This window comes from Dyadobacter subterraneus, from assembly GCF_015221875.1.
Classification (GTDB): domain Bacteria; phylum Bacteroidota; class Bacteroidia; order Cytophagales; family Spirosomataceae; genus Dyadobacter; species Dyadobacter subterraneus.
Genome location: NZ_JACYGY010000001.1, coordinates 2,340,383 through 2,355,607, shown reverse-complemented (window position 1 = coordinate 2,355,607; position 15,225 = coordinate 2,340,383). Strand labels below are relative to the sequence as shown.

Below are 15,225 nucleotides of genomic sequence, written 5' to 3'. Positions count from 1 at the left end.
TAACTTATCAAAAATGCAAAATTTATATACAGCACATTTTCAGGCTGAAATGCGTCTTAAGTCATTAAATCATCTGGCAGCACTACTCATGCTGCTACTTATTTCATTGCAGGCCCAGGCGCAGGTTGGGATAGGTTTAACAGAACCCAAAGCCTTTTTAAACGTTCTGGAAGGAAAAACAGTGCTATTTGGAGCCGATACGGCGGGTGTACAATCACAGATACCAAGAACCTCTCCAAAAATGATCTGGTATGCAAACGTCGGTGCCTTTCGCGCAGGCGGGATCTCTAATAGCGAAAACACATATACTAATTGGGACAAAGCGAATGTCGGCCGTTATTCCTTCGCCAGTGGTCAAGATACCAAAGCAAATGGGGATTATTCAACTGCTACGGGGTTTAACACGCAGGCAAGCGGGTTATTTTCAACTGCCACAGGTAATAATACAACTGCCAGCGGAGACTTATCAACGGCTATGGGTTCTTCTGTTTATGCAGATCATATAGGGTCATTTATTATTGGAGATGCTAGCAGTAGTTTGGGTTCCTATTACAGCACCACAGCCAACAACCAGATGATGATGCATTTTGCCGGTGGCTATTTTTTGTATACGTCGAGCGCACGTCAGGATAACTTACCATCCGGTGTACAGCTCTTTCCCAATGGCAATGCATGGTCCGTGATATCCGACTCAACACGGAAAGAAAACTTTCGTGCCACCGATGGGCCACTGTTTCTCAAAAAGATTAGCGGAATGCGGCTGGGAAGCTGGAATTATAAGGGACAGGACGTCAAGCGAGACCGTCATTACGGCCCAATGGCTCAGGACTTTTTTGCAGCCTTTGGGCACGACGAGTTGGGGATAATCGGTGAAGGTAAATCTATTAATCAGGCCGATTTCGATGGTGTAAACCTGATTGCAATTCAGGCTTTAATCAAAGAAGTTGAAGCTTTAAAATCAGAGAACAAAAACCTGAAACAAGCAGAGGCGTCAATAAAAGCTGAAACTGAGATCCTTAAAGCGAAAATGCAGCAATTTGAAAATCAGCTTTCCACATTAATGGCCTCAGGCACCATTTCAACGATATCGAAATAAAGAATAATTAAAGAATTGCGGGGCTGAACGAATAGCCAGCCCTACGCAAAATCTTACACGACTTCAGTTAGATACAGAGGAAAGTGAGATATACATTAGTCCCTGAGAGATTCAGTAGTTTATATAATAATTGTAGTTTATAAAACTTCCAACTATTTACCACAATACGGCAATTTCAATTGCTCTCCTTGTCTTTGGTAAAATCTGAAACTTTTCTTAAAGACTAATGTATATTTTTCGCATCATCTTATATATGTACTTAAAATCAGACAGTTTCAAATTACACGGAAACCATGATTTCTTAAAATTGTAATTCTCCGCTATCAATCTTAAAAAACAACCGTTAGGAATTAAGCATTATTCAATAATTCACTCAGCAACCGCCTTTGCGAGGGGCACGTTTATAAATTATGTTACCGTCTTGTTCTACATAGTCGCCTGACACTATTGGATATGAATATTTCGGCGCGTGCGATACGTTATGGCTTCTAATAATTATCTTGTCGTTAACTTTCAGGCTGTGCAATTGCTTAAATTCATTATTAGAGTTCAAAAAGTTCTGGTCAAACTTTTCTGGCCCAAAACTAAGAATATAATCATCCCCATTAATTCTGACCATCATTCCGAAACCTAATCGTGAGCCTGGCGGAAGAGAAAGCGAGGTTACGACAGCCTCCATATTGGAAAAAGCGCTTAAATCCCTCCTTATTTTCGCTTCACCGGCAAAGACTTTTCTTCCTTCGGGAGACGCCTCCCATTTCTTGTACTTTATACCGTCAGGGGTAGCCTCCCATTTTTTCAATGCAGCTTTTCTTTCAGCAGCAGAGAGTGGCTTTGAGGTTGACTTTTTAGAAGCCTCATTTTCAATTTCACGATTGGCAAATACCAGTCCGCTTACCACAACCAGCGGTAAAATTACCGCATAAACGATTTTTTTCATGTTTTTGTAAGTTTAAATAGATAGATATCCTGATAAATCGGATCCTTTAAGGAGTTCTTTTTGTTTTCAAGAATTTCAACCACAGGGGTGGCCACCAGTGCGGTAAGCCACAAAACTACAAGTTTCTAACTCGTAGGCTTTTAATTACCTGTAAAAGAATGTCAACGAAATGTAAAAGTTGTTTGGGTACCCTAAAAACTCAATCAAATAGGGCTAATTAAGTATATGACATCGATTAGAGTCAACCCAAATCTTGTAAAGCGGAGGCTGGCTTTTAAGGAATAGCCATATTTCGAACATTTCTGCATAATTTGTTTCAAATAGCTTCTATTTTTCAACGAGATCGCAATCTGTCACTAACCCATCGGAGGTCAGATGGACAAGTATATAGATGTCCGGTTGATTGGACTTTAATTGATAAGTTATAATTTCGCTCACGTCGCTGTCATGGCGTTTAATTCCCCGGCCTGCGACGTTTTCTGAATGAATAAAAGTTAATGATTTCAACGTTTCCGGCTCTCGCATGCCTCCTGCAAAATCGCGTTTGGCTCCCAAGGTTATGCCTGATGCTTCTTCCAATATTTTACCACCTTTTACCATAGCCTGCAAAGCAGCTATGATTTTGGGAGTGCGTGAAGGATCATGATCGGCATTGGCTTTATGTGCATGGGCAAGCGGCCCAATACGTGGTACTGTTCGCTCATAATGTTGATCATTGTCCTGAAGCGTGAAGCCAGTTACTTTTCCATTAGCGTCGGGATTGAAGGTCACAGAAATATTGCGGTCAGTCGATGTAAACTTATTGTTAGCGACGGGCACAAATTCTTCATCAACAAAACCATCTTCCAGGGTGTAGAGTCGCTGATTATCAGCTTCAAAAGTGATAATTCGATTGTTAAATAATTCATATCGACCTTCGAAAGCCGTTAAAGTTTTGGAATCCACATCCACCGCGATCGGTTTAGCGGTCTTTACCGGAAACCCGTTCCAATGGTAATAGTCAGCGATAAAATCAACAATTCTGCCCATCATATGCGAGTTGTCATTCGCATTGATCATGATCACAATTCCTTGTCCTTTGTCCACGCTAGCGGTAAGTAAAGCATCAAAACCCTCGTCGCGCCCACTGTGACTGAAGCGTAGTGTAGTACTGTCACCCTGCAAAAAAACACCAAGTCCATCCCTGTTTTTCTGATCTGTCAACATTTGGCGGGTCATGTAACGGGATAATACACCCCCTGATTTTCCAGCATAGGCATTCTGAATACTGATCGCGAATCGGGCCAGGTCGGACGGCGTAGTCCACAATCCCGCTGCTGCCATCTCAGGATAAATATGCCAGCGGCCTTCCACTAAACTTCGATTGTTGTAGTGACCGGTTGCCGTCAATTTTGCCAGTTCCGGAGGTAAGGGTTGCTGGTAGGTACTGTTTTTCATACCCAGTGGCGAAAGCACATTGTTTTTCATGAACTCCGGAAAAACAGTGCCGGTCACATCCACTATCAGTTGCTGCATAACGGTATAACCGCCGCCTGAATACCTCCAACGGGAGCCCGGAACAAAGTCTACGCGAACCGGTGGTGTATTGGCCGGGGCTGTCCCATCCAGAATCTGAGCTACCGAAGGGATCTTCGCGCCCACAGCGTACCCTGGGAATCCGTGCACTGTAAGACCGGTAGTATGACTGAGTATTCCGCGCAGTGTAACCTTTTTGTCAGTTGTAAATTCATTATCAGGAACTTTCCAACTTGTAAGTTTTACGTTCACATTCTCATCCAGAACAAGTTTATTCTGTTCAACAAGATACAGAGCGCCTATGGCCGCAACCGATTTACTAACCGAGCCTGCCTGAAACAAGGTGTTCGTCGTAACAGGCACCTTTCCATTCTTATCAATAAATCCGTATGACCGAGCCTTCAGGATTTTTCCGTCCTGAATGATAGCCAGGGACAAACCGGGAATGCCGCGCTTCTGCATTTGGCTCCGGATAAAATCGTCCAGATCATCCGCCTGAACGTGAAATGCAACTAGTAGAAAGAAAAGAATCAGAAAGAGAGGTTGATTTTTCATGGATGGTCTAATTGGAATGGTCATTTATCTTAAATGTTAAATTAATTTCCTTTTTTATTTTTAAGGATTTCCACCACAGCGGTGGCCGCAAAGCTAAAAGTTTCTATGTTTTCGTGCGTTAATGACCTGTAAAAGAAGGTCAACGAAATGTAAAAGCCACTTTTACGGACTGCTACGAATTTTCGCTCCCCAGGAAGTTGGGGATATTATTCAAAATGTTTCCTATGTAACTGTCTTGCACAAACGTTGATTTTTTGAAAGAATACTTCTTCATAATATATCTCTCAAATACAACTATTTTTAAGTACCTATATACCGATTTGTTGTAAGGTTAAATCAGGAATATTGAACACAAGCGAGATCTGTCGTAACTATACACTAACATTTTAATGAAAAAACACCCTGTCCTACTGTTTTCAAGTTGTTGATATTCGTTATGAAATACCAGATATGTCTGCTTTTTATGGTTTTTGGATGTGCTGGAAGGATCACCCACCCTGAAAAGATTGACAAAAAGGTATCGTTCTCAATCATATTTGGCTCTTGTTTTAGGAATGATACCGTCTCACTTTTTGTGAATGACAATCTGTTAGTTAATAATTTAACCATCCAGTCGGATACTGTAACCAGACTTGCAAAGTTGTATAAATCCCAAAGGTTAGACACCAACTCTATCCTGATCCGGTATAATACAAAAGATTTTTTTTAACCACCCATTTTATTCATGCCTGCTTTTAATCTAAAAATCTTAAAAGGGCAGGAAACCTATTATTTTAAGATAAATCTAAAATCAGGTCGATTAATTTTGGTAGACGGGTGTCAAAGTAAAATAATGATCCGACAGTCGAAAAAGGAACTTTGGTTTGAATGAAATAGTCTCATCATATTCCTAGATCATGAAACAGTAATTCTCCGCCGGATGTCTCAAAAAGTCCCAGCTTGCATCGAAGTTTGAAGAGAAAATTATGTACATCATTTCTGATCCTCTTTCTTTTTAAAGTCGGTAATGGTATTTCCATCATACCGATATACTCCACCGGAACCGAACCAAATACTGCCATCATTCGCTTCCGATATCCCGAAAATCATTCCTAAATTTGGCCTTATTTCCTTTACTGCGGGCTTTTCAGATGACAACGAATTTTCATCATAACAGGAAAGTATCCAACTTCCGTCCTTAACATTTCGTGAACTGGTCCAGATATTTCCTTTTTTATCTTCGATGATATAACCAACAAAATCCTGTGTCAAATTGGTAAATGTGCCGCCATCATAGCGCCAAAGCCCATCACTGCCACCCAGCCAAACAGCCCCCTTTTTATCTTCGATGATCGAACGAACATTTGTAAAAGGTTTGCCATCATGGGTTATAACGGTAAATGTTTTTCCATCATACTTGCAGGCACGGCCCTTGGTGCCAAACCAGAATTTTCCCGTTTTGTCTTCAATAATCGAATTAACTTCATTATGGTCATTGGGGCGAAATCCTTCAAAGTCTTCATTCATCAGATAGTTCCGAAAGGATTTCCCATCGTACCTGCTTGCTCCGCTTACAGTACTAAACCAAACGGCACCGGTTTTATCTTCATAAATATAAGTAACCTGATTACTGGCAAGGCCATCCCTGGTTGTAAAATTTTGAAAGGCTTTGCCGTCTGCCTGTCTGGGATCGTAATAATAAACCCCTGATCCAACCGAACTAAACCAAAAATTTCCTTTTCGGTCTTCCAAAACAGAAAAGAAAGGGGCTGAGCTCACTTGACTGGTGATATTGGTAAACGATTTTCCATCGTACCGAAAAACACCACCAAATGTGGCAATCCACATATTACCCTTTCGGTCTTGCGTGATCGTACGAGTGACGCTGCTAAATTCGCGGGAAGTGATATCGGTTTCTGAATTGGTAGTAGCCTTTGGCAGGTCAGTTTTGTTTTGTCCTTGACAGGAATTGTAAAAAACAGCTATCACCAACAACACATAGACGGGTGCGTATTTCATTGTTCTTTTGTTTAGTACCAATCCGTTATAACAAACTTACTATTTTTTGTAAAGTGCTTTAGTTAATAGTCTGTTAATGAATTGATGAAGCATACAAACCACTTTTTGCCGGCTGCCTGGAATTTTTGCTACTAAATGGTTGACCTATGGTTCAAAAATGTTGTTCAATCCACATGTTTTCTTATGTATTTTGTGTTAACCAAGAATGGTTTTATTAAAGCAACTTCCTTCAGATTAAGCAAATATATTAAGCTGCAAATTTTAGGACGCAGTCCGTTCAGCCATTTTATCATCAGTAAAGCTACCTGGGACGACTACTTCTTTATTCCAACTTGCTTTGTTGATACAGTGGCTTTTTTGGGTCATTACGATTCTGCTCTGGGCATCCTTCCAAATTCGACGTGAAACAATTACTAAAAGACCAACCGGCTTTAAAATTTAACCAAAAAATCCTTTTTTCTTCCGAAAAATAAATAATTCCTAATGAATTAGGAATACTCCTAATCGATTAGTAGTATTGAATAAAAAAAGCTATTATGCTAAAATTAGGAAAAAGAGAAGAGCAAATCATGCAGGTAGTCTGGCAGCTCCAGCATGCCTTTATCAAGGATATCATTGAGCAGCTTCCCGCTCCCCAGCCGCACTACAACTCGGTGGCAACCATGGTCAAAATCCTAACGGATAAGGGCTTTTTAAGCGCTGAGAAAATAGGAAATACGTATCGGTATTCGCCGGTTGTAACCCTGGCCGAATACAGGGAGCAGGACGTAGCCACCATAAAACAAAAATACTTTGGTAACTCCCTGACTAAAATGATAACACATTTCGCAAAGGAGGAAAACTTGTCCGATCAGGAATTAGACGAGCTGATACAAGTCATAAAATCGCAAAAATCATCTTAAAACTCATTTGTTATGAACGAGTTTCTATACAAAGCTTCTATTATTACAGCAGTCGCTTTTTTATTTTATAAGATCTTTCTCCAACGGGAAAGCTTCTTTACCGCCAACAGAATTTACCTGATTGGCTGCCTTGTCCTGACTTTTACTTTGCCCTTTTTGAGCTTGCCCGCGCTTATCAACCATCAAGGCTATTTGGCCACCGTATTGCCGCAGAATAGCTCAACTGAGGAAAACAGTGCAAGGGTAAATGCAAGGCAGTTGGCTGCGGAGCGTTCCGTTCAGCATACTTCCGCTAACCCGTCTGTTGCTGCGTCAAAGTTGATTTATCAGGATCCAGCCTTGCCGCAAGAAGCCAGCCAGCAACCCATTGCGACAACAGAATACAGCTTTGGTTTTTGGCTTTTTACCCTTTATCTGTTTGGAGTGGCTGTTTTCAGCGGAAGCCTGTTAGTCCAGCTGGGCAATATTCTGTACAGGATTAGACAATCTGCTGATAAAATTCAGGATGGTACCATCGTAATTGTAAATGCGACACAGCCGCAAGCACCTTGTTCTTTCTTCAACTTTGTTTTCATCTACCCAGATGTTTACGATTTTGAGACCTATGAGCACATCATTTCCCACGAGAAAATACATGCCCGGCTTTACCACAGTCTTGATCTGCTGCTGGCTGAAATTGCCGCTATATTACTATGGTTCAATCCCTTTATCTGGTTACTGAAAAAAGAAATAGAAAAGAATAACGAGTATCAAACCGATGCCTTTATGGTGGAGAAAGTGCAGGTGAACAAACAACAATACCAACTGAATCTGCTTCAAATCGCCGTGCCGAACAGACCACTTTCTATTACAACCAATTATAATCAATCTGTACTTAAACAAAGAATTATGATGATGAACGCAAAAAGATCTACTCCGCATGCGTACTGGAAATACAGCTTTCTGGTGCCGGTGTTTTTTGGAACGCTGCTGCTGCTTAATAAACCTGCTTCCAGCAGGGAAATGTCCGGCAATAACATTCAAAACAACCCTTTGCCCGTAGAATCCGCTGACCCGCTACAAAAAGCAAATCCGCAAAGTGAAAAGCAGCCTAATGCCCGTGATGAATCCAGCATTGGGAATTACACGGATTCCAAAACCGATATGTCATCCGGTTACTGGTACAGCCATCAAGACAAAGAGAATTATTGTCTGGAATTTAAAGGCAGCCAGGGCAACTCTCAATGGAATATGAGTCGGTGTTTTCGGAAAGATAGTTTTAAAAAAACCGGAGATAACAGTTTTGTATTGACAAAAGATGCTGGTACGATGCAATTAAACGGAAACCTGTTGGCCGAAGTAAGCCAGGGAAAATATACTTTCACAGAAAACAAAGATTTTGCAAACTACTTAGCTGCCAATAGTACGCCCTCCCAGGAGAAGAATCTTGTACTCTTTTTGTTCTTTGCGGACGTGAACCGTCAATATTTAGAATTCCTAAAAAGCCATTATCAGACGCTCGATGGGCAGCGGCTGCTGGAAATTGCCATTCACGACATCGGCCTTACCGAATTCCAGGGGTATATTGCTTTATTTGAACAATACAACCACAAAAAGCCTTCAATGTCCGAAATAATTGAAGCAAAAATACATGGCGTCGATCAGCAGTATGTACAACAAATGGAAAAGATGGGCTTTTCCGGACTTAGTATGAAAAAAATAATTGAGGCTAAAATTCATGGCATTGAGCCTGGTTACGTACAGCATTTAAAAGACGCAGGCCTGGCCAACCTTTCCCTGGATAAAGTAATCGAGGCCAAAATACACGATGTCAACCCAAACTCAGTGAAAGAATTGAAGGCATTGGGCTTTGCAGATCTGAACCTTACTAAAATGATAGAGCTGAACATTCATGGGGTTACTCCCACTTACATTCAGGAACTTCAATCGGCCGGCTTGAAAAATATAACGCTTCAACAGGCCCTGGAAGCTAAAATACATGGACTGGATGCTGGTTCAATCAAAGAACTCCGGGCTTTGGGATTTACAAATGTAAGCTTTGATGAAATCAGAAATGCGCGGATTCATGGGGTAGATGCATCTTTCGTTAAAGGACTTAAAGAAGCGGGCTTGCCTGGTCTGACCATCGAAAAAGCAATAGAAGCTAAAATTCACGCGATTGACGGAACGTTTATTCAGGCTGCCAAGAAAAAGGGATACGATTTTACCAGTATTGATAAATACATTTCACTCAAAATCCACAACCAGGCCATTGAATCATTAAAAGAATAAAGTATTATCCGGATGCATTGCAGCCAGATTAATTAACAGAAAAGTCTGTTGCGGACTGCCCGCAACAGACTTTTCTGTTAAATTCTTCATTATAAAAACAACAATTGTGCTGGTGAGCATTCTGTTTTCTGGTTCTATTATTAAACCGTATCAGAATGAGTGGAGAATGAATGCGTAATCAACCCGTCATTAAGCCAATTAGATATCCAGAATGGCGGTGAGTCTATCAGAACTGACTGGAGCTGACGTATGCTGATGAATCACCTTCCAGCCGTATTCAAATTTTGAAAATCCAAGTGTTATCCGATTCTTCATACTTCGTAAAATGGCACCATTATCTGAGATGGCTTGGAATTGAATCAAAGCGCTGGCAAAACCTATTTTATCTGACTGATGAATCTGTACCATTTCAAATTCAACTTTTACATTCTCTTCGTTTAAGGAACCAAGCCAGTCTTCAATAATTTTAAACCATGCCAAGGCGTTTAATTCATAGCCCCGATCCCACATATCAAATACAATGACCTGTTCATCGTAAAGATTGATCATTGCCATTGTATCCTTATTCCAAGCAGAGGTTTGGTAAATTTCGAAAAATTCTTTGATCTCTGTGAACCCTGATTTACCTTTCATAAGCATATATTATATTGACTACCAACAACTAAGGACTGCACCATCCTTCTTTATTTGACCACCTCACTTACAAAAATGACAGGACTAATGTTGGTATAATTGGAAAAATCGGCACGAATGGAATCTCTTTTGGGCCCAATAGCCGCTTGATAGTCACTTAAACTTTGTACATAAAATGTGCCGATTGCCATAAAAGGCAGCGGTTGGTTAGGAACGCCATTGGCAAGCCCCTTTTCGATTGTGTATTTAACCAAATTTGGTCCTAAAAACCCGGCCACCATCGGCATATGTCTGGTTTCGTAGTACTCCATATTAAAGGTTTTACCTTCAGCATACGGATACATGATGGCAACTTTTATAATACCTTTTTCAACAACAGCTGTGGTGGGCTTTCCCTGACTAAGCGCAGCAAAACCAGTAGTTAAAAGAACAAACGTTACAATCAGTTTGAATGTCATATCTACTTGATTTAAAGGATAAAATCTTCGATTTGGCGCACAAAATTAACTTCCTACTCTTCTTGTAAATCCCTTCAAAACTACTACTGCTTTAAGAAAAGAGAACATGTAGAATGAGACAAATTAAGGGGGCGATTGCGCCATCTTCCTGGCATGTTGTGCCAGGAAATTGAATACCCTCTTTCCTCAGCTGACTAGTTCTCATGGCAGCCTTTGGTAACTGAAAACAATTATAGAGGTTCCAATACAGATTGCAGTTACGATTATTACCTGTTAATCTTTCTATGCGTAAATTCTAATAGCTAGTGTTTGAACGAATGTCTGAATGCCAGGGGTGAAAGCTGCGTTTTCGCTTTAAACAACCGGCTAAACGATTGCAAATGTTCAAATCCTAATTCATAAGCGATTTCGCTAATAGAAAGCTCACTGGTCGATATTCTTTCCTTGGCCTTTTTAATCAGATTTTCATGTATGTAGTGCTGGGTATTTTGCCCCGTATGAATTCTTAACAGGCTACTCAGGTATTTTGGGGTGATATGAAGCATGCTGGCCATATCGTTTACGGTCGGAAGACCTTTAATAGCAGGTTGGCCGCTGTTTAAATAATCATTCAATGCTTTTTCGAGGCGATCAAGTATCTGGTGATTAGCCTTTTCACGCGTAATAAACTGGCGGTTATAGAAACGCTCAGCATAGTTGAGCAGGCTTTCCAACTGTGATATGATGATCTGCTTGCTGAATTTGTCAATATTAGCATGTGTTTCGCCATGTATATTCTGAATGATCCTGATGATAATATCTTCTTCTTTTTCCGAAAGAAATAAGGCTTCGTTTGCAGCATAATCCCAAAACTCATATCGTTTTATATTTCCGGCTAACGGTGTGTTCCAAAGGAAATCAGGATGGATAACCAGATACCATCCCGACTGCTTCACTTCGATGTCTCTTTCGATGGCAAGGCTTGTTACCTGGCCGGGTGACAGAAAAGACAGAATCCCTTCATTAAAATCATAGATCTGCTGTCCGTATTTCAATTTGAGATCTTCTGCGCCCGTAACCCGTTTTAAAGCGATACAAAAAAAGTCGCAAAAAGAGGTCACTGTATCGCCACTGCGCATCATGGTGGAAACATCTACCTTGATCACACTGATGAGCGGGTGTTCAGGCTTTGCCAGATGCCAGGCCTGAAACCATTCGCTAATAGATTTATAGTGTACCATATATTTTATTTTTCCTGACGAATTTCCAGCACAATTTTTCCCCGGGCATGTTTCGTTTCTATATCCCGGTGTGCATCGGCTGCCTGCTCCCATGGATAAACCTTACTGATTACGGCCTTCACTTTTCCAGCGTCAACAAGCTTTGCTACTTCGTTGAAAATTTGCTGGTGATTAATATCAACCCCAGCCATGGAAACAGTCGCATTTTTACGGGCCAATAATTCCTTAAATTCCTCGCTAGGCCACCCCCCATGCGTGCATACAAAGATACCGCCTTCTTTTAAAACTTTAACAGACCTTAGACGTAATGCTTCATCAACAGTGGTGGTATGGGTCGCATTGAATACCACATCGATATCTCTTAAAATTTCCTCAAAGTTTTGGGTGTTATAGTCAATTACTTCATCAGCACCCAGCTCTTTTAAAAATTCAGCATTATGCGCAGATGCCGTACCAATAACATAGGCACCATAGGCTTTTGCAAATTGCAGCGCCAAATTTCCAATACCTCCTGCCGCACCATGAATCAGTACCCGCTGGCCGGGTTGCACCTTTGCCTTCTGTACCATACCGTTATAGGCCATACGCGCGCAGGCCGGTAATGAACCGGCTTCGTTGAAGTTTAACGTGCCTGGCATAAGCCCGAATTGGTTAGATTTCGCTGCAAGATATTGTGTGTAGCTGCCATCCAAATAATTAGGAACTCCATAAACCCGGTCACCCTTTTTAAATTCTATTACTTTGCTTCCCACCTCTTCTATAATGCCTGCCGCATCAAGGCCTAGTCCCAAGGGTAATTTCAAAAGTGGTTTCAGACCCTCATTTCCACCTTGTCGTACAATGTAATCTGCCGGGTTTACACTTGCAGCGTAAACTTTTACCAAAATCTCATCTGCTGCGGGAACAGGACGTTCAACCTCAACAATTTTCATCACTTCCGGTCCTCCAAACTCCTCAATTCTAATTGCTTTCATCATTGCTTTTTTTATACAAAAGTCCGCAATGACATTGTGATAAATTCAGCCAAAATGCCCTTTGTTTTAACCAAATAGGTGACTGTACTTGACTTATACAATTAAGTTTATTCAAAGCCTTCCGAGAGGTTGTTGTAATAATGTCGGTATTTTAGTGATATGTAATGATCGCAAAAAGCTGAGAAAGACACATTGAAAATATTAAATGCCAACCATTCGGTTGAGTCATAATCCTACCCGTTCCAGATTGGTTTAATAAACTCAGGGAATAATTGACAACGAACAGAGTTGGTTCCCTGATATAACAGCTTATTGTAAGCACTGAGAACAAGTGACCTTCCCTTAAAGACCCCAGGACTTCCCGAAACTGTCTTCTTCAAAAGCAAGAGATCAACTCAGTCTCTACTTTCCGGATCAGTAGCAATCCATCATTCCTGTTGTCTGCCAGCGAACAGTCCCTGTGGATTCAATAAAGTAGAGCCCATTTTTTGTACGGAAGTTATGTTTAATTAGGAAGTAAATTTGCTTTCATTGTTAATATATTGATCAACAATGGCTAATGATCGGGCTGGCTGTAAACTTGAAATTTAAAAAAAATGAATTTCTAATGATCTCATTTAATTCATCATCCGGTAATCATTTGGCGTAACGCCTGCTTTTTGTTTGAATAAACGGGTGAAATGCTGCGGGTATTTAAAGCCAAGTTCGTAGGCAATTTCACTCGAGGATTTATTCATGTCAAAAAGCCTCTCTTTGGCCACATCTATAACTTTTGACTGAATATATTCAAGAGCAGATGTCCCGGTTTCTTTCTTGACCAGGTCACCAAAATAGTTGGGTGATAAATGTAAGGCTTCGGCGCAAAAAGCTACGGAAGGCAAGCCTTCGTTCTGCGGTTTATCGGATGAAAAATAGTCTTTCAACAAAGATTCAAAACGTTCCAGAATTCCTTTGTTTGCCATGTCGCGCGTAATGAACTGACGATCGTAAAAACGGGTGCAGTAATTGAGCAGCAACTCTATGTTGGATGAAATCAGTACTTTGCTGTGCTTGTCTATATTTTGATCGAGTTCATACTGGATTTTTAAGAAGCAGTCAATCACAATACTCTTCTCTTTATCCGACAAATGAAGCGCTTCATATACATCATACGAAAAGAAAGAATAATCCTGAATGTGTTTGCCCAGCGGAGTTCCGTTTATCAGGTCAGGATGAAAGAGCAATACCCAGCCTTTTGGGGCAAATGGTTCAACGCCGGGTTGCACGCCTATCACCTGTCCCGGCGCTATAAATATCAAACTTCCTTCCTGGTAGTCATAGTGCTTTCTTCCATAGCGCAACTGGCCATAGTCTGTTTCTTTCAGGCCCACTGCATACAACCCAAAGTTGAATGTTTTGGCAGGCATCGGCTGCGCTTTCGAGAGGTCAATCACTGTAACCAGGGGATGTTTAGTCATTATGCCCCTTATGGCATTGTATTGCGCGACGCTGCGAATTTTTACAATCTCTTCCATGTCTTATTCTTTTAACGTTACAATATTACAAGTTCCCGCAAGCTTTTTTACGCCTGCCTTTCCAATCAGTAAAACTGGTAGTAAAACCCGTAATCTGTATACAAAACGGCTCGCCCTACTTTCACTATTTTGCCAGCAGGAAAACATACAAAATTACAAATGAAAACACGACAACTAGGAAGCTCAGGACTAGAAGTGTCCGAAATAGGTTTTGGCTGCATGGGGCTTAGCGTTGGCTATGGTCCTGCAACAGATGGAAACGATGCAATTGCACTTCTTCAAAAAGCTTATTTTTCGGGCGTTACTTTCTTTGATACCGCAGAAGTGTATGGACAAGGAGCCAATGAACAGTTGGTAGGAAAAGCATTGCATGATGTACGTGACAAGGTAATCATCGCTACCAAGTTTGGCTTTAAAAACGGCAAGGTCACAGCTGGTTTGGATAGTCGTCCGGAGCGCATCAGGCAGGTAGCGGAAAATTCGCTCCGAAATCTGCAAACTGATTATATCGACTTGTTTTATCAGCACCGCGTAGATCCGGATGTGCCTGTTGAAGACGTTGCCGGAACCGTAAAAGATCTTATTGCCGAAGGCAAAGTAAAATACTTCGGCATGAGCGAAGCCGGTCTGGAAAGTATACGAAGAGCGCATGCGGTACAACCCGTGACTGCCCTGCAAAGTGAATACTCCATGTTCTGGCGCGAAACTGAAACAGAAATCATTCCATTGCTTGAAGAATTAGGTATTGGTTTCGTTCCGTTCAGCCCGTTGGGAAAAGGATTTTTAACCGGTAAGATGAATTCAGAAACTGAATTTGACAAGACCGACGCCAGGAATATCTTTCCCCGGTATTCCAAAGAAAACCGCGAAGCAAATCAAACCATTGTTGACCTGGTAACTAAGTTAGCGGAGGAACAGAAAGCAACGCCGGCGCAGATTGCATTGGCCTGGCTTCTGGCTCAAAAGCCATGGATTGTACCGATTCCAGGAACTACAAAAACGACTCGCTTGGAAGAAAATATCGGTGGTGCAAACATTTCCTTAAGCGGTCATGATTTAGCCAATATCCAAAAGGCTCTGGACAATATCATCCTTCAGGGAGAACGCTATCCTGCAAGCATGGCAGGCTTGCAAGGCAGGTAGGCAAAT

Annotated in this window: 12 protein-coding genes; 4 read left to right on the top strand and 8 right to left on the bottom strand. The window is 41.3% G+C overall.

What is annotated here, in order from left to right; all coding sequences use genetic code 11:
* Positions 1 to 13: 13 nt before the first annotated feature.
* Positions 14 to 1,096: a tail fiber domain-containing protein gene (locus tag IEE83_RS09760; RefSeq protein WP_228101753.1), complete on the top strand. Its 1,083-nt coding sequence runs from the start codon at positions 14 to 16 to the stop codon at positions 1,094 to 1,096.
* Positions 1,097 to 1,469: 373 nt separating this feature from the next.
* Here the strand turns inward: IEE83_RS09760 and IEE83_RS09755 are convergent, their stop codons facing one another.
* From IEE83_RS09755 to IEE83_RS09745, 3 genes are all read right to left on the bottom strand, one after another.
* Complete coding sequence (locus tag IEE83_RS09755; protein WP_194120399.1) at positions 1,470 to 2,036, bottom strand: hypothetical protein; 567 nt, start codon at positions 2,034 to 2,036, stop codon at positions 1,470 to 1,472.
* A 327-nt stretch (positions 2,037 to 2,363) separates the two neighbouring features.
* Positions 2,364 to 4,106, bottom strand: a complete 1,743-nt coding sequence (locus tag IEE83_RS09750; RefSeq protein WP_194120398.1) for a serine hydrolase — start codon at positions 4,104 to 4,106, stop codon at positions 2,364 to 2,366.
* A 972-nt stretch (positions 4,107 to 5,078) separates the two neighbouring features.
* Complete coding sequence (locus tag IEE83_RS09745) at positions 5,079 to 6,104, bottom strand: ligand-binding sensor domain-containing protein (RefSeq protein ID WP_194120397.1); 1,026 nt, start codon at positions 6,102 to 6,104, stop codon at positions 5,079 to 5,081.
* A 536-nt stretch (positions 6,105 to 6,640) separates the two neighbouring features.
* Here IEE83_RS09745 and IEE83_RS09740 point away from each other — a divergent pair.
* Positions 6,641 to 7,006 carry a BlaI/MecI/CopY family transcriptional regulator gene (locus tag IEE83_RS09740; protein ID WP_194120396.1) on the top strand — a complete coding sequence of 122 codons (366 nt, stop codon included), beginning with the start codon at positions 6,641 to 6,643 and terminating at the stop codon, positions 7,004 to 7,006.
* A gap of 12 nt (positions 7,007 to 7,018) precedes the next feature.
* Positions 7,019 to 9,277: a M56 family metallopeptidase gene (locus IEE83_RS09735; RefSeq protein WP_194120395.1), complete on the top strand. Its 2,259-nt coding sequence runs from the start codon at positions 7,019 to 7,021 to the stop codon at positions 9,275 to 9,277.
* Positions 9,278 to 9,475: 198 nt separating this feature from the next.
* On the opposite strand, the gene IEE83_RS09730 is transcribed toward IEE83_RS09735, so the two are convergent.
* From IEE83_RS09730 to IEE83_RS09710, 5 genes are all read right to left on the bottom strand, one after another.
* Entirely contained in the window at positions 9,476 to 9,910 is a 435-nt protein-coding gene (locus tag IEE83_RS09730; protein ID WP_194120394.1) for a nuclear transport factor 2 family protein, read from the bottom strand.
* A 50-nt stretch (positions 9,911 to 9,960) separates the two neighbouring features.
* Positions 9,961 to 10,368: an EthD family reductase gene (locus IEE83_RS09725; protein WP_194120393.1), complete on the bottom strand. Its 408-nt coding sequence runs from the start codon at positions 10,366 to 10,368 to the stop codon at positions 9,961 to 9,963.
* Positions 10,369 to 10,670: 302 nt separating this feature from the next.
* A complete protein-coding gene (locus IEE83_RS09720) occupies positions 10,671 to 11,588 on the bottom strand; it encodes a helix-turn-helix domain-containing protein (RefSeq protein WP_194120392.1) in 918 nt (305 codons plus the stop codon).
* Between the two features lie 5 nt (positions 11,589 to 11,593).
* Positions 11,594 to 12,565 carry an NADP-dependent oxidoreductase gene (locus tag IEE83_RS09715; RefSeq protein WP_228101752.1) on the bottom strand — a complete coding sequence of 324 codons (972 nt, stop codon included), beginning with the start codon at positions 12,563 to 12,565 and terminating at the stop codon, positions 11,594 to 11,596.
* A gap of 614 nt (positions 12,566 to 13,179) precedes the next feature.
* Entirely contained in the window at positions 13,180 to 14,076 is an 897-nt protein-coding gene (locus tag IEE83_RS09710; RefSeq protein WP_194120391.1) for a helix-turn-helix domain-containing protein, read from the bottom strand.
* A 159-nt stretch (positions 14,077 to 14,235) separates the two neighbouring features.
* On the opposite strand from IEE83_RS09710, the gene IEE83_RS09705 reads away from it, so the two are divergent.
* Complete coding sequence (locus IEE83_RS09705; protein WP_194120390.1) at positions 14,236 to 15,219, top strand: aldo/keto reductase; 984 nt, start codon at positions 14,236 to 14,238, stop codon at positions 15,217 to 15,219.
* The last annotated feature ends 6 nt before the right edge of the window (positions 15,220 to 15,225 follow it).

Bases quoted from the DNA above. Each gene is read 5' to 3' on its own strand.
- IEE83_RS09705 (WP_194120390.1), top strand. From the start codon at position 14,236: ATGAAAACACGACAACTAGGAAGCTCAGGACTAGAAGTGTCCGAAATA.
- IEE83_RS09735 (WP_194120395.1), top strand. From the start codon at position 7,019: ATGAACGAGTTTCTATACAAAGCTTCTATTATTACAGCAGTCGCTTTT.
- IEE83_RS09715 (WP_228101752.1), bottom strand. From the start codon at position 12,565: ATGATGAAAGCAATTAGAATTGAGGAGTTTGGAGGACCGGAAGTGATG.
- IEE83_RS09710 (WP_194120391.1), bottom strand. From the start codon at position 14,076: ATGGAAGAGATTGTAAAAATTCGCAGCGTCGCGCAATACAATGCCATA.
- IEE83_RS09755 (WP_194120399.1), bottom strand. From the start codon at position 2,036: ATGAAAAAAATCGTTTATGCGGTAATTTTACCGCTGGTTGTGGTAAGC.
- IEE83_RS09745 (WP_194120397.1), bottom strand. From the start codon at position 6,104: ATGAAATACGCACCCGTCTATGTGTTGTTGGTGATAGCTGTTTTTTAC.
- IEE83_RS09730 (WP_194120394.1), bottom strand. From the start codon at position 9,910: ATGAAAGGTAAATCAGGGTTCACAGAGATCAAAGAATTTTTCGAAATT.
- IEE83_RS09750 (WP_194120398.1), bottom strand. From the start codon at position 4,106: ATGAAAAATCAACCTCTCTTTCTGATTCTTTTCTTTCTACTAGTTGCA.
- IEE83_RS09725 (WP_194120393.1), bottom strand. From the start codon at position 10,368: ATGACATTCAAACTGATTGTAACGTTTGTTCTTTTAACTACTGGTTTT.
- IEE83_RS09720 (WP_194120392.1), bottom strand. From the start codon at position 11,588: ATGGTACACTATAAATCTATTAGCGAATGGTTTCAGGCCTGGCATCTG.
- IEE83_RS09760 (WP_228101753.1), top strand. From the start codon at position 14: ATGCAAAATTTATATACAGCACATTTTCAGGCTGAAATGCGTCTTAAG.
- IEE83_RS09740 (WP_194120396.1), top strand. From the start codon at position 6,641: ATGCTAAAATTAGGAAAAAGAGAAGAGCAAATCATGCAGGTAGTCTGG.